The following is an 18,830-nucleotide window of genomic DNA, read 5'->3' on the forward strand; positions in this document are numbered from 1 at the left end:
AAGCGGGTTCAGCCTTCTCTGGAGGCCGCGAAACGCTCATCTTCCGGCGGGGCGAGGGGCAGTCCAACCTGCTGGAAACGCACCATGGTGGACCCGTTCTGAAGCGATTGCACCCGGCAGAGCAATTGATCGCCGTTTCGCATGTTCACGCGCGACCACCAATCCGACCGATCCTCCGTTCCACCGGCGATGAAGTCGCGAATTTCGCCCCAGGTCGGGGTTGGTCCGGACAGTTCCTGCCAGGTGCGGCAGGCATCGGTCACGGTGATCCTGGCAAAGCTCGCCTCGGGATCGGTTTTCCACATCTTGTGGTAGGCCGTGTTGGAGTAGACCATGTTGCCGTCGGTGCCAAAAACCGCAAAGGCGTCGTCCATGTGATCCAGGATCGACTGGCCAAGTTCCAGTTCAGAGCGGAATTGACGGGTCAGCGTGATCTCTGCGGTGATGTCTTCGAACAGGAAGGCAATGGCCCCATCGGGATGCGGACGGCCGGACACCGAGTAGACCGAGCCGGACGGCAGGGACCAGGTTTCCTGATAGCGTCCCTCTGCCGCCGCTTCGAGCAGATCGGCCATCTGGTGCCGCCAGCTGGAGTAATTCTTTGGTTCCGGCATCATGCGCTGGTCGCGGAGGCGGTCGAAGAAGGACATCATGTTTGGCCGCGAGCTGAGAAAACTGGCGGGCAGCGCGGTCAGGTCGATCAATACCGGGTTGAACAGCACCAGTTGCCGATTGCGGTCAAAGATCGCAAGGCCGATCGACAGCTGGGCAAAGGTCTTGGCCAAGGTCTGCACGAAATTGCGCTGGGCGACTTCGGCGTCCACCACGGCGTTCACATCCATCGCATGGCACAACCAGCCCGCTTCGGTCTCGGTGGTAGACACATTGTACCAGAGCTTCTTGTCGGTCTCAGGCAATTCGACAGAGATCCGCTCCGCGCGGCCACTGTTCATCGGGGCATCAAGATTGGGAAACAGCGGTGCAGAGGTGTCATTGCCGCGCCCCCGGATTTTCTGGTTCAGCCGGTCATAGGCGAGATTGGTCCAGGTGACACGGGCATCGTCCGATTGCAGCCAGACCGGATAGGGCGCCTGATGCACGGCTGCCCGCAGGGTGGTCAGCTCCTGATCGTCGCCGGATTGGCCAAGCTCCGAGGCGCTGCGGCGCAGCTGCACCCGGGTGACGCCATCGATCCATTCGCAATGTGCTTCTCGGCTATCTGCCTCTGCGGTGCCCGAAAGCGTCAGGGAGCCGACATCGCGTAGGAATCCCGGAGATTGCGGCAGGCCCGGGTAACTGCGCGAAAGCTTGTCGCGCAGTTTTGTCCAGCTGAAGCTCTCGGCATCGTCGCCCAGGAATTTTCGCGCGCCAGAGGACCAGGCGATCAGGGTCTGATCGTCAAACAGAAACACGGCGTCTGTGCGACCGTCTGCAATCAGCAGATCATGTTCCATTCCCTTGCGCTCGGTGCGGGGGCTGAGGAACCAGACGGCGACCGCGGCGCTGGCGATACATAGGGTCACCAGAACGAACCACTCTACGGACATCAAATTCTGCATGGACACTGCCTCGCTTGTTCTCCTTGAGCGTATGTTCCCCCACAATGGTTAAACGAAGTTTAATTGGTTTCCCAAAAGTGAATACTTAAAACTGTATGGGAATATTTTCTCCGGACGGAACCGGGGTATCGCCGTGGATCGCATCGATCTTGCGGCGCGGCCAGGTGACGGTGATCAGCGCGCCTTGCTGCGTCGGTGTCAGGTTTTGCGAAATGCGCACATCCCGTCCATTGGCAAACTCCAGCCTGGCGCCGGTGCGCTCCAGCAGTGTTTTTGCGATGAACAGGCCAAGCCCCATGCCTTCGTATTCCGGGCGTTTGCCGCGATCCGCATGCGGTGCGCGCCGGCGCATGAACGGATCGCCAAGCCGCCCGAGCAGGTGCCCCGGAAACCCGTTGCCATCATCGCAGATCCGCACCGACACGCTGTCCTCGCTCCAATGCAGTTCGATCCAGACCTTGGCCTGTGCAAAATCCACAGCGTTCTGAACCAGGTTGCGCAGCCCGTGAATGATCTCCGGTTTGCGCAGAACGCTGGGCTGGTGCAGGTCGTCCCCCGCCGCGGGGTGTTCGCTGAAATGAATGTCCTTGCCGCGATCAAAATGCGGCTCCGCAGCCTCGTGCACCAGGGCGGACAGCGGGGTCTGACGCAGGTGCAGATCATCCTTTCCCGCCCGTCCCATGCTGCGCAGGATGTCACGGCAACGGTCAGCCTGCTCGCGGATCAATCGCGCGTCCTCCTGCAGATCCGGATGATCGTCCAGCTCTTCGATCAGTTCAGAGCTGGTGAGCTTGATGGTGGCCAGCGGGGTGCCCAACTCATGCGCTGCCGCCGCGATGACGCCACCCAAATCGGTGAGCTTCTGTTCGCGGGACAGGGCAAACTGGGTGGCGGCCAATGCGTCCGACATCGACCGAATCTCGGCGCTGATCCGATAGGAATAGGCGCCAATGAACAGAATCGCGATGATCAGTGCCGCCCAGTGTCCGAACACGAACAAGGTCGGCATGTGCAGGATCTCTCCCTGCGCGGTTTCGAGCGGCATGTGGAACGGCACCAGCAGCGAAACCAGGATGATCGCACTGGTGCCGATAATGAGCGTCGAGCGCAGCCCCATCACCGAGGCTGAGATTGTCACCGGGCCAAGCACGAGCAAGGCAAAGGGGTTGTTCAGCCCGCCGGTCATATAGAGCAGGAAGCACAGTTGCAGCAGGTCAAACAGCACCATCAGGAAGTTCTGGAACTCCGTCAGGCGCTTGTTTTCGGGGAACACGATCAGCGCGACCAGATTGGCCAGTGCGGAAATCCCGATCGCCAGATAGCAAGGCAGAACCGACAGCTGGAGGTCGTACTGCATCTGAGCCACGCCAATGGCAGTGGCCTGTCCGACGATCGCCACCCAGCGCAGCACGATCAATGTGCGCAGCCGGATCCAGTGGCTGCGTTCCTGGCCGGACATCAGTCCAAAGGTGGTCTCACTCATGTGACGTTTGCTCCCGTTGCATCGCCGGTAATTGTTGATAGGTCTGGCGCGGATCGGGATCAACTGCGGCACGTTTTCCCTGCGTGCTTGTCCCGCTGGGCTCAATGAGGAAACGAGACATGGTTCGAAACATTGCAATTCTGGCGTTTGCCGGCGTCGTCGCCCTGTTGGGGGGGATCTGGTACATGACCTTGCGCGGAGGATCCGGCGATAGCTTTGCCCAATGCCGTGCCAGCAGCGTTGCGGGTGGCACCGATGCGATCGGCGGGCCCTTCGAACTGGTGAATGCAAAGGGAGAGACGGTCACTGACGCTGATGTGATCACGGAACCCTCGATCCTCTATTTTGGCTATACCTTCTGTCCCGATGTCTGCCCGCTGGATACGGCCCGCAATGCAGAGGCGGTGGATGTGCTGAACGAGCGTGGCTACTCCACCACGCCGGTCTTCATCTCGATCGATCCCAAGCGCGACACACCCGAAGTTGTTGGCGATTTTGCCTATAACCTGCATGAAAAGATGATCGGCCTGACCGGATCGCCAGAGCAGGTCAAGGCTGCAAGCCAGGCCTACAAGACCTATTACAAGGCGCAGGAGGGCGATGAGGATTACTATCTCGTGGATCACACCACCATGTCCTATCTGGTGCTGCCCGAGCATGGCTTTGTGGATTTCTTCCGCCGTGATGTGACGCCGGAGCAGATGGCCGACCGTGTGGCCTGTTTCATCGACAACAGCTGATGCCGGTGGAGATTTGACGTTTTGCTTGCGGGACGTAATATCTCTGGAAACAAATGCGTTTGACGCTGGAAGGAAAGTGAATGGCCGAAGCAGTTCAGTCCGAGGTTGGACCTGACCCCTCGCTCCTCTTGGTCGATGATGACGAACCGTTTCTGCGCCGTCTGGCCAAGGCGATGGAGAAACGCGGCTTTGCCGTGGAGACAGCGGATTCCGTGGCCTCCGGGCAAGCGATCGTAACCGCGCGGCCCCCCGCCTATGCGGTGGTGGATCTGCGCCTTGAAGATGGCAATGGTCTTGATGTGGTCGAGGTGCTGCGGGAGAAACGCCCCGACAGCCGCATCGTCGTGTTGACCGGCTATGGCGCGATCGCCACGGCCGTTGCGGCGGTCAAGATCGGGGCGACGGATTACCTGTCCAAACCGGCGGATGCGACCGACATCACCAATGCGCTGCTGGCCGGCGATGACGCCCTGCCGCCGCCGCCGGAGAATCCGATGAGTGCGGATCGTGTGCGCTGGGAGCATATTCAGCGGGTGTATGAGCTCTGTGATCGCAATGTCTCGGAAACCGCGCGGCGTCTGAACATGCATCGCAGGACCTTGCAGCGCATTCTTGCCAAACGCAGCCCCAAGTAAGGTCAGCGCATGCGCACATCCGGCGAGCCCGATCCATTGAACCGTCCTTCACCCAAGGGCGGCTGGTCCGAGGAGACGACGGTGTTGCGCAATGTCACCGTTGTGCCACCGGTCGAGAGCGGAATGGTGCAAGCTGCGGGGCTGTTGCACGCGGACGGCAGCTATTGCCCCGAGGGCGCCCTGTGGCGGCGACACCGCCCCATAACCACCGAACCGGATATGCCGAAGGAGATTTCACAGGAAATCTCCGGGCGCTGGCTCTGGGGGGGGGTGCTCTGGGCGCATTTCGGGCATTTCCTGGTGGAGAGCACTGCCCGTCTCTGGGCGCTGGCCAATCTGGATGCGCCGGTGGATGGTGTGTTGTTCATCCCCAAACGGCCCGCCGTGGGGGACCAGGTGCGCGGATTTCAGTCCGAGTTCGTCCATTTGATGCAGCCGGGCCTGCCGGTGCGCGTGGCGGCGGAGCCGTCCCGAGTTCAGGAACTGGTGGTGCCCGGGCAGGGTTTCGGACTGGGCGAAATCACCCAGGCAACACGCAGCTATCGCAATGCCATTCACGCGCAGTTCGCCCGCGATATTCCCCCCGAGGGGCCGGAGAAACTCTATATTTCGCGCTCGAAACTTGGGCTTGGCAAAGGCGGGCTCCTCGGGGAAGAGCAGATGGAAGCCTATCTCGCGGCCGAAGGCTACGAGATTTTCCACCCTCAGGAGCACAGCCTTTCCGCACAACTGGCGCGTTACAAGGCGGCGCGGAAGATCATCGCGGCTGATGGCTCCGCGCTGCATCTCTATGCGATGGTGGGACGGCCGGACCAGAAGGTGGCAATGGTGCTGCGGCGCAAGTCGACCGCGCATACCTTGCTGACCGACAATGTACGGCACTTCTGCAAATGTGATCCCCTGGTGATCGGCGCCCTGCGCACGGAATGGGTGCCCAAGGGCAAGCAGCGCTCCAGTCGCCTGAGTTTCGGAGAGCTGGACCATTCCGTGATCGGACGGGCGCTGAAGGCCGGCGGGTTCATCAAGGGCGGTAAAAACTGGCCAGTGCTGGATGACGCTGCACGCCAACAGCTGCTCAGGGACAAGGGCATCAAGAGCCACCGTTTTGTCGAGTCGCCAGAGTTTCGCAAGGCGCGCGAGGAGCAGGAGCGCGCAGAACGTCGTGCCCGCCGCGCGGCACGGCGCGCGCGGCGCGAAGCCCGGCAGGCCGCACAGAATGACGGATGACTGTCAGAGCTGATGCAACAGCGCCTCGTGACGGCTGACAAAATCCCGACGTACCTCGACGGGCGGGCGCAGGTGAATCTCCAAACCCTCGATCAACTCGGCATTGGGTCTGCCGAAGAATTTCGTCGCCTCGGCCTCTGAAAATCCGGCGATCTGGACCGCTTCCATCCAGGCGGAGACCTTGTCCGCGCGTTTGATCTGCGCCTTGACCGTTTTGGGAAGCGCGGCCGGCAGGCCGAACCGGATGTGGATCGCCGAGGTCAGCCGCGCATCCAGCTCTCCATAGCCGGAGCCGATCGCCGCCTTGACCGGCGAAATCATGTCGCCGATCACATATTCCGGCGCATCGTGCAAAAGCGCCGCAAGTTTCCATTTGACTGGTGCCTTGGGATACATACGACCGTGAATATCCTCCACCAGCAGCGAATGTTCGGCGACGGAATAGGCAAAATCCCCGCGCGTCTGCCCGTTCCAGCGCGCCACAAAGGCCAGTCCGTGCGCTATATCCTCGATCTCGATGTCGACCGGCGTCGGGTCCAGCAGATCAAGGCGGCGCCCGGACAGCATTCGTTGCCAGGCACGAGGTGATTTAGGGGGCATGAGGTCATCCGTCGTTGTCGCGCTGGGCACTAGCTACCCCCGTCGTCAGCCGGTTGCAAACCCACAATGTCTGGGCAAAACCGGCGTGAAATCTCCATAAATCCTCACATCCGGAAACGATGAGTTGTTGTTGGCGCTGGTTGATACAGGCCAGTTCAGACACCATATATAGATTGAAGAAAGGGGCGCGTCCCCGACATGGCTTGCCCTTTTCCGGTGCTCACACAGGAAAGGAGAAGCACAATGTTCAAACGTCTCATATCCGCAGCACTGGTATTTGGCATGGCAGCGATCGCGCCGCCGGCACAGGCACAGACCTGCGCCCCGCGCGAGGTGATCGTTGAGCGCCTGGAACATCAGTTCGACGAACGTCTGAGTTCGGCGGGGTTGCAGAAAGGGCGACCCTTGGACGTGATCGTCGAGATCTGGTCCTCGCAGGGAAGTGGTACTTTTACCGTATTGCTGTCCCATCCGACGGGACTGAGCTGTCTAGTGGCCTCGGGTCAGCACTACTTCATCGTCCCGGAGCATGACCGACGCAACGATCCGGCCAGCTGACGCGGTCCGGTGCGATTCTGGTGATCGGTATGGCAGATGTCCGACGCCATCTTCGTTGCTTATCAACCTTTGCGGTGTTACCTCCCAAAGCCAAGAAACCTGTTGAAATCTCAAACGGAGCAGAACATGGCCGGAGATTATATCGTCAAGGACATCGCGCTGGCGGGCTTTGGCCGCAAAGAGCTGGACATTGCAGAAACCGAAATGCCGGGCCTGATGGCGCTGCGCAAAGAATACGGTGAGGAAAAGCCGCTGAAGGGCTCCCGTATTGTCGGCTCGCTGCATATGACGATCCAGACCGCTGTGCTGATCGAAACGCTGGTGGCGTTGGGTGCCGATGTGCGCTGGGCGTCCTGTAACATCTTCTCGACCCAGGATCATGCTGCTGCGGTCATCGCCGAAGCGGGTGTTCCGGTTTTTGCGATCAAGGGTCAGAGCCTTGAAGAGCATTGGGATTACCTGGACCGGTCCTTCCAGTTTCCCGAAGGTCCGAACCTGATCCTTGATGATGGCGGCGATGCAACGCTCTATATTCTGTTGGGCGCACGTGCCGAAGCGGGTGAAGACGTGATCGCGGTTCCGACCTCCGAGGAAGAAGAGGTCATCAAGGCGCAGATCAAGAAGCGGATGGAACAATCCCCCGGCTGGTTCACCAAGATGCGCGATCAGATCAAGGGTGTTTCCGAGGAAACCACCACCGGTGTGCACCGTCTCTATGAGCTGGTGAAGCAGGGTCAGCTGCCCTTCCCGGCGATCAACGTGAACGATTCTGTCACCAAGTCGAAGTTCGACAACAAATACGGCTGCAAAGAGAGCCTCGTCGACGGTATCCGCCGCGCCACCGACACCATGATGGCGGGCAAGGTTGCCGTTGTCTGTGGCTATGGTGATGTGGGCAAAGGCTCTGCCGCGTCGCTGAGCGGTGCCGGTGCACGGGTCAAAGTGACCGAAGCAGACCCGATCTGCGCGTTGCAGGCCGCCATGGACGGTTATGAGGTGGTCCTGCTGGAAGAGGCGCTGGACGCGGATATCTTCATCACCACCACCGGCAACAAGGACATTCTGTGCATCGAACACATGCGCGAGATGAAGGATATGGCCATCGTCGGCAATATCGGCCACTTCGACAATGAAATTCAGGTGGCGAACCTGAAGAACCACAAGTGGACCAACATCAAGGAACAGGTGGATATGGTCGAGATGCCTTCGGGCAACCGGATCATCCTGCTCTCTGAGGGGCGTCTGCTGAACCTCGGCAATGCGACCGGTCATCCGTCGTTCGTGATGTCTGCCTCCTTTACCAATCAGGTTCTGGCGCAGATCGAATTGTGGACCCGGGGCGATGAGTACGACAACAAGGTCTATATCCTGCCCAAGCATCTTGATGAGAAAGTTGCAGCGCTGCATCTGGAGCGTGTCGGTGCAAAACTGACCAAGCTGACGCCTGAGCAGGCCGCCTATATTGGCGTCAAGCCCGAAGGCCCGTTCAAGCCGGAACACTACCGCTACTGAGCGATCGGATATTTGAAGAATTGGAAAACCCGGCCATCGCGCCGGGTTTTTTCGTGATGCTGTCCGGCGCTCGTTCCAGGGGAACATCGCCCCACCCACCCTCCCAAACCGCATTTCTGATATGGACTGCGAAGAAAAACCCCTTTGTTGGATTTTGGAATCTTCCTACCGTCACGCCATCGCAACGCTGCCAAAGAGGCAGCAGATCCAGGACAGGAGAATGTGACCATGGGCAAACGTGAAGAGCTGATTGCGCAATATGCGGATGATCTGAAGGCCAAATGCGGCGTGACGCCGGACATGGATCTGCTTACCAAAGTGACGATCGGCTGCGGCCCGGCCATTTACAATGCGGATGCGTCTACCGTTGCCTCCAGTCAGCCCGAGGAACTGGAAACGGTAAAAAACAACTTTCTGATCAAGAAGCTTGGCCTGACGGACGGACCGGAGTTGATGGCGGGGATCAACGAAGTGATCGAGATCTATGGCAAGTCCGAGCGCAACAAGTACCGCGCCGTGGTCTATTACCTCCTGACCAAGCATTTCGGCAAAGAGGCGATCTACGGCTGACCCAGCCCGTGTGGCCGACAGCTGCGGTTGAAGTGGACATTTTGACCAGTCGGTCAGGTTTTAACCAGATTGTCGCGCACCGGGAATTGTGGCCATCGGCGGCCTCGGATAGAAGCCTCTCGGCGCAGTGACGGCGCAAAATCTGACGCGCACGGTGGGAGTGGGCGTTGAGTGACGAGAAGGCCGCGGCGGATGTCAGCGGCCTTTTTGCTTCGCCACCTCTGCCAGCGGATCAGAATACGGTCAGGACAAGGCCCATGATGGCACAGGCAAGCGTTGCGTATCCGCCATCGATCACGGTCAACAGGCGCGGCCGCATGCCATAGAGGTTGTTGAGCGCAATCCAGGGCGTGATGAAAAACAACCCTATGCCCAACCCCGCCACAACCCCGGCGCCGAGTGTTTCAATACCGGACAGGCTGAACACATGGCGCATCATGCCGCAGACCACCAATTGGCAGAGGAAACCGATGGCAAACATGGCCGGGGTCTGGCCGCCTTTGGGTTTTCCCGCTGCATCGCGTTCGATGCCCGAGGCTGTCATCCATGGGTCTGCCAATGCACCGTAATAGGCCGCCCCTGCTGCAAAAGCGGCGAGTGTCGCCACAAGCACACCAAAAAGTTCCAAGCCGTTGTCCCTCCCTGACACTGATCCGGGACAAGAATGCCAGATCGGGTGATCCGGTCAATCGGCTTGCGTGTGTCCCATCTTGCAGATCTCGTTCCACTCGGCCTCTGTCACGGGCTGGACCGAGAGCCGCGAGTTCTTGACCAGGACCATGTTTTCCAGGGCGGGGTTGGATTTGATTTGGTCCAGAGAAACCGGCTGTGAAAAGGCGCGAATGGCCTTGATGTCCACGCATTCCCAGCGTGGATCATCCGTTTTGCTGTCTGGGTGCACCTCGGCGCAGACCTCGACGATCCCGACCACGGATTTTTCCTTCAGGGAGTGATAGAAGAACCCGCGATCCCCCAGTTTCATCTCCCGCATGAAATTGCGGGCCTGATAGTTGCGTACGCCGTCCCATTCCTCGCCAGCATCCCCTTTGGCGACCTGGTCGTCCCAGCCCCAGGTGTTGGGTTCGGATTTGAACAGCCAATACGCCATTAGCCGATGACCTTCTTCCAGGTGATCAATTCGACTGCTTCAAACAGACCGGCCTTGTTGTAGGGATCATTTGCGGCCCAGGCTTCACCAGCGGCCATATCTTCGACATCCAAAATGACCAGAGAGCCAACCATCTCACCGTTCTGGTCCAACAGAGGGCCCGCTTGGGCGACAACTCCGGTCTCCTCGATATAGGCAAGGTGCGCCGCACGATTGTCGAGACGGGTTTGCAGATGGTCGGGTTTGTCGCGGGCAATCAATGCAATGAGCATTTTATTCCTCTTTGAGTGGTCTTTTAAGCAATTGATCCGCAGCGTCGGAGATCGTCAACCTTTGATCCAGCAAATTGGTTACCGTTTGCGTGATCGGCATCTCCAGCCTCATCACCTGGGCGGCTTTTGCCGTTGCGCGGGCGGTGGCGGCGCCTTCAACGGTGATCGACGGGTCAAAGGCCTCGCCACGCCCGAGACTGAGACCAAGGCGGAAGTTGCGGGATTGTTCCGAGCTACAGGTTAGCGTCAGGTCGCCAAATCCGGAAAGTCCGGCAAGGGTTTCCGGCCGCGCACCGCGCGCAAGGGCCAGTCGCTGCATCTCTGCATAGCCGCGGGTCATCAGCGCAGCGCGGGCACTGTCGCCGAGCTGTGCGCCGATGACGGCACCACAAGCGATCGCGATGACGTTCTTCAGCGCGCCACCAATCTCGGCACCGACCAGATCCGTGGTGCGATAGAGCCGCAGATTGTCTGTGGAAAGGCTCGATTGCAACGCCTTGCCGGTTTCGTCCGGGTCGCAGGCCAGCGTCAGCGCGGTGGGCAGACCCCTTGCGATATCTGCGGCAAAGCTGGGGCCGGTGAGCAAGGCCGCTGTCGCCTCGGGAGCCGCTTCGCGCAGCACGGAAACCGGACCCAACCCAGTGTCGAGTTCGATCCCTTTGCAACAGGCCACCAGTGTCTTGGTCGCAAGTGCCGTGCGATGCTGCGCCAGAAAGCTGCGCATTTTCTGCATCGGCACCGCAAGGAGGATCACATCATGCGCCTCGAAACAGGCATTGTCCGACGTGACGGTCAGGGACGCGGGCAGGGGCGCGTCCGGCAGGCGGCGGGTGTTTTCCCGAGATGCCTGCATGTCGGCCGCATGGGTTTCATCACGACACCAGAGCGTTGTTGGCGCTTTGCGCGCCAGCGAGATCGCCAAGGCGGTGCCAAACGCACCTGCGCCGAGGACCGCGACGCTCATGCTTTTGCTCCCTTTTTCCCGCTGCCAATAAGCGCGGGGCTGGTCTGGTCCAGCGGCCAGCGCGGGCGAGCTACCAGATCCATGCCATCGCGTGCTCCGGTGCGAAATCGCTCAAGCCCGGCGTAGGCGATCATGGCCGCATTGTCCGTACATAGATTTAAGGGTGGTGCGAGAAAATCAGTCTCTAATTGGGCGCAAAGCGCCATTAGGCCAGCGCGAATTTCCGTATTGGCGGCAACGCCTCCTGCCACCGCCAGCGTGGGGTGCGTGGGGTTCTCATCCAGGTAGAGCCTGAGTGCGCGGCGCGTTTTTTCAACCAATGTATCGACGATGGCAGCCTGAAAACCGGCGCAGAGATCGGCGCGGTCTTGCCGGGTCAAGCCGCCTTTCTCCGTTACGATCTGATCCCGCATCCGGATCAAGGCCGTCTTCAGTCCGGAAAAGGACAGGTTGCAATCGGGGCGGTCCAGCAGGGGTCGCGGAAAACGGAACCGTGTCGGGTCGCCATGCTCCGCTTCTTTTTGCACGGATGGGCCGCCGGGTTGTGGCAGGCCGAGCAGACGTGCGGTCTTGTCAAACGCCTCACCCGGCGCATCGTCAATCGTTCCACCGAGACGCGAGAACGCCTCTGGCCCGCGCGCAATCAGATATTGGCAATGGCCGCCTGACACCAACAGCATCAGATAGGGGTAAGCGACATCATCCGTCAGCCGGGGCGTCAGCGCATGCCCTGCAAGGTGATTGACGCCCACCAAGGGCAGCCCTTTTGCCGCCGCGATCCCCTTTGCACACATCACACCCGACATCACGCCGCCGATCAGGCCCGGACCTGCGGTCACGGCAATGGCGTCGAGATTATCCAGGGTCAGATGCGCCTCGGACAGGGCATCCAGCACACACGTATCCAGCTTTTCCGCGTGGGCGCGGGCGGCGATCTCCGGCACGACCCCGCCAAAGGCGCTGTGCAACGCGGTCTGGCCAAAGACCACCGACGACAGGATCTCTGCCCGCTCGCCCGCTGTTTGGCGCACAACGGCTGCCGCGGTATCGTCGCAGCTGCTTTCCAGTCCGAGAAGAGTGAGCGTTTGGGTCATGGGCCTACCGTTGCATCCTTTGTGCTGCGGGGCTACCACCATGAAGTGATGCAAACAATCCCGGGAGCGCGCAGGTGCACAGGAACGGGCCAGCCCTTCTGATGACGCGCCCGCGCGAGGCGGGAGAGCGTTTTTTGGATCTTCTTCCAGTGGCGCTGCGCGCGCAGTTGTCGGTGATCCATTCCCCGTTGATGCGTATCTCTGCCTTGCCGGTCAAAATCGATCTCGGCGGAATCGAGGCGGTGATCTTCACCTCGGGCGAGGGCGTGCGGGTCACATCCGAGGCACAACCGCATCGTATGAGAGCCTATTGCGTTGGGGAACGCACAACCCAAGCGGCGCGCGATGCGGGGTGGCAGGCGGATTGTCTGGGGGACACCGCTGATGCGCTGGTTACGGCGCTGCTCGCGGATCAGCCCGCAGGCGCTTTGCTGCATCTGCACGGAGAATACACCCGCGGCGCCGTAGCCAAACGTCTGTCCGATGGTGGGGTTTCGTGCAGGGGGCAGGCGATTTACCGTCAGGATCTCTGTCCCTTGACGACAGAAGCGTCGGATGCGCTGGCGGCGCAGGTCCCGTTGATCGTGCCGCTTTTTTCACCGCGCACCGCGGCGCATTTTGCCAGCTTATGTCCGGAAACCGCGCATTTGTCGCTGATTGCGATGAGTGACGCGGTGGCAGAGGTCATGCCGCGCTTGCAAAGTGGGGCACGACACGTAAGTAAGTTTCCATCAGCCGAGGCGATGGCGGATTTGGTGCGTGATGTCGCACAGGATTGGCTTCGGGTTGAGGCGGAGCGACCCGGAGACTAGGGTCATCCTGTATTGTGTTGAACACGTTTGGGGAATCGGGGGAGGCCAGAGTGGCTGAAGGCAAGAAATCAGGAGACGCGGCAACACCGGCCCCGGGAGACTCCGCGGACGATCTGAAAAAGGATCACGAGGCGGCCCCCGACACGGTCAGCGCAGAGGAAGTTGAGGAGCGGCTCGCAACAGAAGAGCTTGACGACTTTGCGGAAACCGAGGTGCCTGTTTCCGAGACCGAGACCGAGACCGAGACCGAGACCGAGACCGAGACCGAGACCGAGACCGAGACCGAGACCGAGACCGAGACCGAGACCGAGACCGAGACCGAGACCGAGACCGAGACCGAGACCGCTGCGCAGGACACGCCGGCAGAGGACCCAGCGCCGGTGCCTGTGGTCCAGGAGCGCATCGTCGAGAAACGCGGCGGTTTCGGGGCTGCGATCCTTGGCGGTGTTGTGGCCGCGCTCATCGGGTTTGTTGCGGGTCAGGGGGGCGCTCTTGATGGCGTCCTGCCCCCGTCCTTGCGCGGATCCAGCGTCGATCTTGAACCCTTGCAGACCGCCCAATCCGATCTGAAATCGGACGTGGCAGATCTGCGCAGCAGCGTGGCGGCGATCGAGGTGCCTGACCTGGACCCGCTCCGTGCACGGTTGTCCGATCTGGAGGCCGCACAAGAAACGCAGGAGCAGCCTGCATCAGGCATCGACGAGGAACTGGCGCAATCGCTTCGGGACCTCACCGACCGTGTGGCTGCGCTGGAGGCGCGTCCCATCACCGAGGGGGCGTCCGCGGATGCCGTCGCGGCGTTTGAAGCGGAACTCCAACGTGTGCGCGACAGCCTGAGCGAACAGCAGGCCGAGGTGGAGCGCATGGTGACCGAGGCGCAGGAGATGGAACGCGCAAGCGCAGAGGCCGCCCGTATCGCAGCGGCGCAATCCGTGGTGTCGCGGCTGCGGTCGGCGCTGGATGCCGGTGCGCCCTATGCCGATCTGGTGGACGAACTTGGCCGACTGCAAGTCGAGGTTCCCGACGATATTCGATCTGCAGCGGATACAGGTGTTGCGACCCTCGCGGGACTGCGCGACGGGTTCGCCCCGGCCGCGCGCGCGGCACTTGCGGCCGCACGCGAGGAAACCAAGGGCAGCGGGGGCCTCATGGCCTATGTGAACCGTCACCTAGGGGCCCGTTCCGTTGCGCCACGCGAAGGGGATGATCCGGATGCGATCCTGTCGCGGGCCGGTGCCGCCGTGGAGAGCGGAGACATTTCCGCCGCGCTTGATGAACTCACCGCCCTGCCCGACAGCGCCAAGGAGGAGCTTGCCCCGTGGCAGAACTCGGCGCGCACGCGCCTTGATGCCGAAGCCGCCACCGACGCGCTCTCGCAAAGCCTGAACGCCAACTAAGGACGTCGCCATGCTCTGGTCATTGTTGAAGATTCTCGTATTCGTCGCGATCGTCGCGCTTCTGGCCTTTGGCGCGGGCGTCCTGATGGAAACCGCCGGAGGCGTGCAGATCACCCTTGCGGGCACGGAGTACACGCTTGGTGCATTGCAATCGGTGATCGCTCTGCTGGCGCTGATGGTGCTGACGTGGCTGTTTTTCAAGCTGCTCTCGCTGTTGATCGCAACGTTGCGGTTTCTGAACGGCGATGAAACGGCGCTGTCGCGCTATTTCGACAAGGGACGTGAACGGCGCGGTTATCAGGCGCTCGCCGACAGTCTGATGGCGCTGGCAGTTGGTGAGGGACGCACCGCACTGACCAAAGCGGCACGCGCCGAACGCTACCTCCAGGATCCGGCTCTGACCGATCTGGTTGTGGCGCAGGCGGCGGAAATGGCCGGTGACAGCCGCAAGGCATCGGAAGCCTACAAACGCCTGTTGTCGGATCAGTCCACCCGCTTTGTGGGCGTGCGCGGGATCATGAAGCAAAAGCTGTCGGAGGGGGATACCGAGACTGCGCGGCACCTGGCCGAAAAGGCGCTTGCTTTGCGACCCAAGCACGAGGAAGTGCAGGATACCCTGCTGAAACTGCAGGCGCAGGCCGAAGACTGGGCCGGTGCGCGACAGACGCTGGCGACAAAGCTCAAGACCGGGACACTCCCGCGGGAGGTGTTCAAGCGTCGGGATGCGGTGTTGGCGCTGTCGTCGTCCAAGGCGCTTCTGTCCGAGGAGGCCTCACCGGAGCAGCAGGAACAGGCCATCGAAGCCAACCGCCTCTCGCCGGATCTGGTTCCCGCCGCGGCGCTGGCGGCCCGCAGCTATATTGCCAAAGGCAAGCCGCGCAACGCCGTGCGGATCCTGAAAAAAGCCTGGGAGGCGCAGCCGCATCCGGATCTCGCCCATGCCTTTGCCGAGATCGAGCCGGATGAGACCGCGCAGGACCGGGTAAAGCGGTTCGAGACCCTGCTGCGCGTGAAACCCGACCATGATGAAACCCGTCTGGTCAGGGCAGAGCTTTTGATTGTGGCAGAGGATTTCCCCGAAGCGCGCCGGGCGCTGGGCGATCTGATTGATCGAGCGCCGGATGCGCGTGCGCTGACGCTGATGGCTGCCATCGAAAAGGGCGAAGGTGGCCCGGACGCCATGGTGCAGGGCTGGCTGACCAAGGCGCTGTCGGCACCGCGCGGTCCGCAGTGGGTCTGCGAGAGTTGCAATCATATTCAGGCGGCGTGGACGCCGACGTGTGAAAACTGCGCCAGCTTTGATACGCTGACCTGGAAGCGCCCTGATGCGCCGGAGTTCAGCACTGCCACCGGGGCTGCCATGCTGCCGTTGCTGGCCGGGCGCGCGGAAAACAGCACCGGTGCATTGACCATTGTCGATCCTGACCTGGGTCCTGATCTCAAGGACGTGACGGAGGCACCTTCGTCCGAGGGCGCATCGGAGAGCGACGCGGAAGATCAGCGCTCGAATGCGTCTGACGGCACCAAATAGAACCCAACACCCCCTGGCCACGTCCTTGGCAGGCCGGGGTGGGGTAGCAGTTGGGCCAGGGTCCCTTGATCTGAGCCGTTGCACCGTGGCGTGCGGGCTGCGGCGGCGCGGGGTTGTGTTTCTGCGGTGATCGTCGCACCCGGGGCATGGGCGTCATTCATGTATCGCTCAAGCCAGGCGACCGAAGCGATACGCTCATAATCCACGTGACGGTGGCGAAAAACGAATTGGGGAAGGTCCAAATTGGTGCCCAGAAGAGGACTCGAACCTCCACGTCCATACGGACACTAGCACCTGAAGCTAGCGCGTCTACCAATTCCGCCATCTGGGCACGGGTTGGTGTCGGGCCGTATAAGCGGGATTTGCATCCTCGGCAAGCGGAAAACGCATCAGACCTGCGTCCAAAGCCTCGCCGCGCAGGCGAATAGATGCTTTGGTCTCAAAGGCTTGGTCAGGCGATGATGTCAGGAAATAATGGTGCCCAGAAGAGGACTCGAACCTCCACGTCCATACGGACACTAGCACCTGAAGCTAGCGCGTCTACCAATTCCGCCATCTGGGCACGGGTTGGTGAAGGGCCGTATAAGGAGAGTCGGGCGGGGCGTCAAATGGATTTTTGACATTTTTCCAAAATACGATGACGGAGCCGGACCCCGGTCGCGGCTCAGGAACAATCAGCGACGTTTTGCGCCTTGTTTCAAAGGGCTTGGAGCGATAAATCGGAACAGCAGCTACGTGAGAGGAGCCAAGTCATGTCCAAACTGGTCACCATCTATGGCGGATCGGGCTTTGTCGGTCGTTACATCGTACGCCGCATGGCAAAGGCAGGCTGGCGCGTCCGTGTCGCGGTCCGGCGCCCCAACGAGGCGATGCATGTCAAACCCTATGGCGTCCCTGGCCAGGTCGAGCCGGTGTTCTGCAATATCCGCAATGACGAGTCCGTTGCGGCTGTCATGGCTGGCGCCGACGCGGTGGTAAACTGCGTTGGCGTGCTCAACGAGGTGGGCAGGAATACCTTTTCGGCAGTGCAGGCGGAGGGCGCGGGGCGTATCGCCCGCATCGCGGCGCAAAACGGTGTTGGAAAACTGGTCCATGTTTCTGCGATCGGCGCGGATTCGCAGGCCGAGAGCGTCTATGCGCAAAGCAAGGCCCGTGGCGAGGATCTGGTCCTCGAAGCCTTCCCCGAGGCGATGATCCTGCGACCGTCGGTCATTTTTGGTGCGGAGGATCAGTTCTTCAACCGGTTCGCCGCCATGACCCGTTTTGGCCCCATCCTGCCGATTGCCGGTGGGGAGAGCCGGTTTCAGCCCGTGTATGTCGATGACGTGGCGCAGGCAGCGGTTGCGGGGCTGACGGGGGAGATCGCGCCCGGCGTCTACGAGCTTGGCGGTCCCGAGGTAAAGTCGTTCTCTGCATTGATGCAGGATATGTTGGCGGTCATTCACCGCCGTCGTCTGGTCGTGTCCCTGCCGCATGTCGTGGCCCGCGTGATGGCATGGAGCTTTGACCTGGCGCAGTCGATCTCTTTCGGGCTGTTTGAGAATACGCTGCTGACGCGCGATCAGCTCAAGAACCTCAGGAACGACAATGTGGTGGCGGACGGGGCCAAGGGCTTTGCCGAGCTCGGCATCGAGCCCGTGGCTTTGGGATCTGTGCTACCGGACTACCTGTGGAAGTTCCGCCCCTCGGGCCAGTATGACGAACTGATGCGATCCGCCCGGAACATTCGCGGCGACGTGTGAGGCTTTCGCTCTGCCGCGACCGTCGCAGAGCCGCGGGCGCTGGTTGTTCGGCGGTTGGCGCGTCAGCTGTAGGCGATGCTCAGAAGCACCAGGCCCAGGATGACCCGATAGATCACATAGGGCGTGAAGCTGACCGATCTTAGCAGCCGCATCATCAGAGTCAGCGCGGCGAGCGCAGAAAACATGGCGAGGGCGGCGGCGATGCCCATGTCCCGCATCAGCGCCGTATTGGCATCCAGCGCCACCTCCGTGCCCAGGAACAGACCGGATGCCGTGATCGTCGGGATCGACATTAGCATGGCAATCCGTGCCCCCTCTTCCCGACTATAGCCAAGCTGGCGGGCACCGGTGATTGTAATACCGGAGCGGGATGTGCCCGGGATCAGGGCAATCATCTGCCACAGGCCCATGATCAGGGCGTCACGCAGCCCCCAGTTCTCCAGTGTTTTCTCTGTGCGGCCGCGCTGGTCCGCAACATAGAGAACAAGACCAAACACCAGCATTGCCCAGCCGATCACCGCGATCGAGCGCAGCATGTCGCTCAGGCCGGTGAGGTGCAGGAAAATGCCGAACACCACCGTGGGTACGGTGGCCACGATCAGCCCCATCGCCAGCCGTGTTCCGGGCGTGTCCATATGGCCGCAGAGGGCTCTTGGCAGGCCGGCAAGCCCGGTTTTCACGTCCCGCCAGAAGTAGAGAATGACCGCCAGTAGGGTCCCGATATGGACTGCGACGTCGATGGCCTGACCTTGATCTTGCAGACCGGTCAACGCGGGCAGGAGAATCAGGTGACCGGAGGATGAGATCGGCAGAAACTCTGTAATGCCTTGAATCAAAGCGATGAGGATCAACTGAAACAGAGGCATGGATAAGTCGTCCGCTGCGGTTTCGGCAAAAGGCACGTGATTTCACCTCTTGTATAACCCCTTTATTTTTATAAGAAAGTCGCAATTTAGGTCCGAAACGGACCTGAAATACCCTGTACAAGCTGGCCAAAAGCAGTATTCACAGACAGCTAGCCCATAA

19 protein-coding genes and 2 tRNA genes are annotated in these 18,830 nt (G+C 60.9%); 10 read left to right on the forward strand and 11 right to left on the reverse strand.

Going from position 1 to position 18,830, the window contains the following annotated elements:
- Positions 1-8 precede the first annotated feature (8 nt).
- Together ACXAF5_RS00940 and regB are read right to left on the reverse strand one after the other, a co-directional pair.
- Positions 9-1,559, reverse strand: a complete 1,551-nt coding sequence (locus ACXAF5_RS00940) for a PAS-domain containing protein (protein ID WP_474945208.1) — start codon at positions 1,557-1,559, stop codon at positions 9-11.
- Between the two features lie 85 nt (positions 1,560-1,644).
- Complete coding sequence (gene regB / locus ACXAF5_RS00945; RefSeq protein ID WP_474945209.1) at positions 1,645-3,042, reverse strand: sensor histidine kinase RegB; 1,398 nt, start codon at positions 3,040-3,042, stop codon at positions 1,645-1,647.
- A gap of 119 nt (positions 3,043-3,161) precedes the next feature.
- On the opposite strand from regB, the gene ACXAF5_RS00950 reads away from it, so the two are divergent.
- The 3 genes from ACXAF5_RS00950 to ACXAF5_RS00960 all read left to right on the forward strand — a co-directional run bounded on the left by ACXAF5_RS00950 (position 3,162) and on the right by ACXAF5_RS00960 (position 5,644).
- Positions 3,162-3,782, forward strand: coding sequence for an SCO family protein (locus ACXAF5_RS00950; RefSeq protein WP_239364219.1), 621 nt, complete (start codon positions 3,162-3,164; stop codon positions 3,780-3,782).
- Between the two features lie 80 nt (positions 3,783-3,862).
- A complete protein-coding gene (locus ACXAF5_RS00955; RefSeq protein WP_239322251.1) occupies positions 3,863-4,417 on the forward strand; it encodes an ActR/PrrA/RegA family redox response regulator transcription factor in 555 nt (184 codons plus the stop codon).
- A gap of 9 nt (positions 4,418-4,426) precedes the next feature.
- Complete coding sequence (locus ACXAF5_RS00960; RefSeq protein ID WP_474945210.1) at positions 4,427-5,644, forward strand: glycosyltransferase 61 family protein; 1,218 nt, start codon at positions 4,427-4,429, stop codon at positions 5,642-5,644.
- A gap of 3 nt (positions 5,645-5,647) precedes the next feature.
- On the opposite strand, the gene ACXAF5_RS00965 is transcribed toward ACXAF5_RS00960, so the two are convergent.
- Positions 5,648-6,244: an HD domain-containing protein gene (locus ACXAF5_RS00965; protein ID WP_474945211.1), complete on the reverse strand. Its 597-nt coding sequence runs from the start codon at positions 6,242-6,244 to the stop codon at positions 5,648-5,650.
- A gap of 243 nt (positions 6,245-6,487) precedes the next feature.
- On the opposite strand from ACXAF5_RS00965, the gene ACXAF5_RS00970 reads away from it, so the two are divergent.
- The 3 genes from ACXAF5_RS00970 to ACXAF5_RS00980 all read left to right on the forward strand — a co-directional run bounded on the left by ACXAF5_RS00970 (position 6,488) and on the right by ACXAF5_RS00980 (position 8,884).
- Positions 6,488-6,802 (forward strand): hypothetical protein, encoded by a 315-nt coding sequence (locus tag ACXAF5_RS00970; RefSeq protein WP_474945212.1) that lies wholly within the window; start codon positions 6,488-6,490, stop codon positions 6,800-6,802.
- A 126-nt stretch (positions 6,803-6,928) separates the two neighbouring features.
- Positions 6,929-8,314, forward strand: a complete 1,386-nt coding sequence (gene ahcY / locus ACXAF5_RS00975; RefSeq protein WP_474945213.1) for an adenosylhomocysteinase — start codon at positions 6,929-6,931, stop codon at positions 8,312-8,314.
- A 228-nt stretch (positions 8,315-8,542) separates the two neighbouring features.
- On the forward strand, positions 8,543-8,884 hold the full coding sequence (locus ACXAF5_RS00980; protein ID WP_474945214.1) for a DUF2853 family protein: 342 nt from the start codon (positions 8,543-8,545) through the stop codon (positions 8,882-8,884).
- 232 nt (positions 8,885-9,116) lie between these two features.
- On the opposite strand, the gene ACXAF5_RS00985 is transcribed toward ACXAF5_RS00980, so the two are convergent.
- From ACXAF5_RS00985 to tsaD, 5 genes are read right to left on the reverse strand one after another with little or no spacing between them, the layout of a single operon-like run.
- Positions 9,117-9,512: a DUF1761 domain-containing protein gene (locus tag ACXAF5_RS00985; RefSeq protein WP_474945215.1), complete on the reverse strand. Its 396-nt coding sequence runs from the start codon at positions 9,510-9,512 to the stop codon at positions 9,117-9,119.
- A 57-nt stretch (positions 9,513-9,569) separates the two neighbouring features.
- On the reverse strand, positions 9,570-9,992 hold the full coding sequence (locus tag ACXAF5_RS00990) for an EVE domain-containing protein (RefSeq protein ID WP_474945216.1): 423 nt from the start codon (positions 9,990-9,992) through the stop codon (positions 9,570-9,572).
- Positions 9,992-10,264: a YciI family protein gene (locus tag ACXAF5_RS00995; RefSeq protein ID WP_011540145.1), complete on the reverse strand. Its 273-nt coding sequence runs from the start codon at positions 10,262-10,264 to the stop codon at positions 9,992-9,994. Before ACXAF5_RS00995 ends, ACXAF5_RS00990 begins: the two co-directional genes overlap by 1 nt.
- A 1-nt stretch (position 10,265) precedes the next feature.
- Positions 10,266-11,228 (reverse strand): NAD(P)H-dependent glycerol-3-phosphate dehydrogenase, encoded by a 963-nt coding sequence (locus tag ACXAF5_RS01000; protein ID WP_474945217.1) that lies wholly within the window; start codon positions 11,226-11,228, stop codon positions 10,266-10,268.
- Positions 11,225-12,322: a tRNA (adenosine(37)-N6)-threonylcarbamoyltransferase complex transferase subunit TsaD gene (tsaD, locus tag ACXAF5_RS01005; protein ID WP_474945218.1), complete on the reverse strand. Its 1,098-nt coding sequence runs from the start codon at positions 12,320-12,322 to the stop codon at positions 11,225-11,227. Before tsaD ends, ACXAF5_RS01000 begins: the two co-directional genes overlap by 4 nt.
- 134 nt (positions 12,323-12,456) lie before the next feature.
- Between tsaD and ACXAF5_RS01010 the strand changes: the two genes are divergently transcribed.
- Genes ACXAF5_RS01010 through ACXAF5_RS01020 form a run of 3 tightly spaced genes read left to right on the forward strand, consistent with a single transcriptional unit; the run spans position 12,457 to position 16,062 of the window.
- Positions 12,457-13,134, forward strand: coding sequence for a uroporphyrinogen-III synthase (locus ACXAF5_RS01010; RefSeq protein ID WP_474945219.1), 678 nt, complete (start codon positions 12,457-12,459; stop codon positions 13,132-13,134).
- Positions 13,135-13,184: 50 nt separating this feature from the next.
- Entirely contained in the window at positions 13,185-14,531 is a 1,347-nt protein-coding gene (locus ACXAF5_RS01015; protein ID WP_474945220.1) for a COG4223 family protein, read from the forward strand.
- A 10-nt stretch (positions 14,532-14,541) separates the two neighbouring features.
- A complete protein-coding gene (locus ACXAF5_RS01020; protein WP_474945221.1) occupies positions 14,542-16,062 on the forward strand; it encodes a heme biosynthesis HemY N-terminal domain-containing protein in 1,521 nt (506 codons plus the stop codon).
- A 244-nt stretch (positions 16,063-16,306) separates the two neighbouring features.
- Here ACXAF5_RS01020 and ACXAF5_RS01025 read toward each other — a convergent pair.
- Positions 16,307-16,393, reverse strand: a tRNA-Leu gene (locus ACXAF5_RS01025).
- 144 nt (positions 16,394-16,537) lie between these two features.
- Positions 16,538-16,624: transfer RNA gene (locus tag ACXAF5_RS01030), tRNA-Leu, on the reverse strand.
- A gap of 190 nt (positions 16,625-16,814) precedes the next feature.
- On the opposite strand from ACXAF5_RS01030, the gene ACXAF5_RS01035 reads away from it, so the two are divergent.
- Positions 16,815-17,804, forward strand: a complete 990-nt coding sequence (locus tag ACXAF5_RS01035; RefSeq protein WP_474945222.1) for a complex I NDUFA9 subunit family protein — start codon at positions 16,815-16,817, stop codon at positions 17,802-17,804.
- Positions 17,805-17,866: 62 nt separating this feature from the next.
- Here ACXAF5_RS01035 and ACXAF5_RS01040 read toward each other — a convergent pair whose 3' ends face one another.
- The gene (locus tag ACXAF5_RS01040; protein ID WP_474945223.1) at positions 17,867-18,670 is read right to left on the reverse strand and encodes an undecaprenyl-diphosphate phosphatase; all 804 of its coding nucleotides are present in this window, start codon (positions 18,668-18,670) and stop codon (positions 17,867-17,869) included.
- Between the last annotated feature and the right edge of the window lie 160 nt (positions 18,671-18,830).

Source organism: Epibacterium sp. ABV4_022 (genome assembly GCF_056159345.1).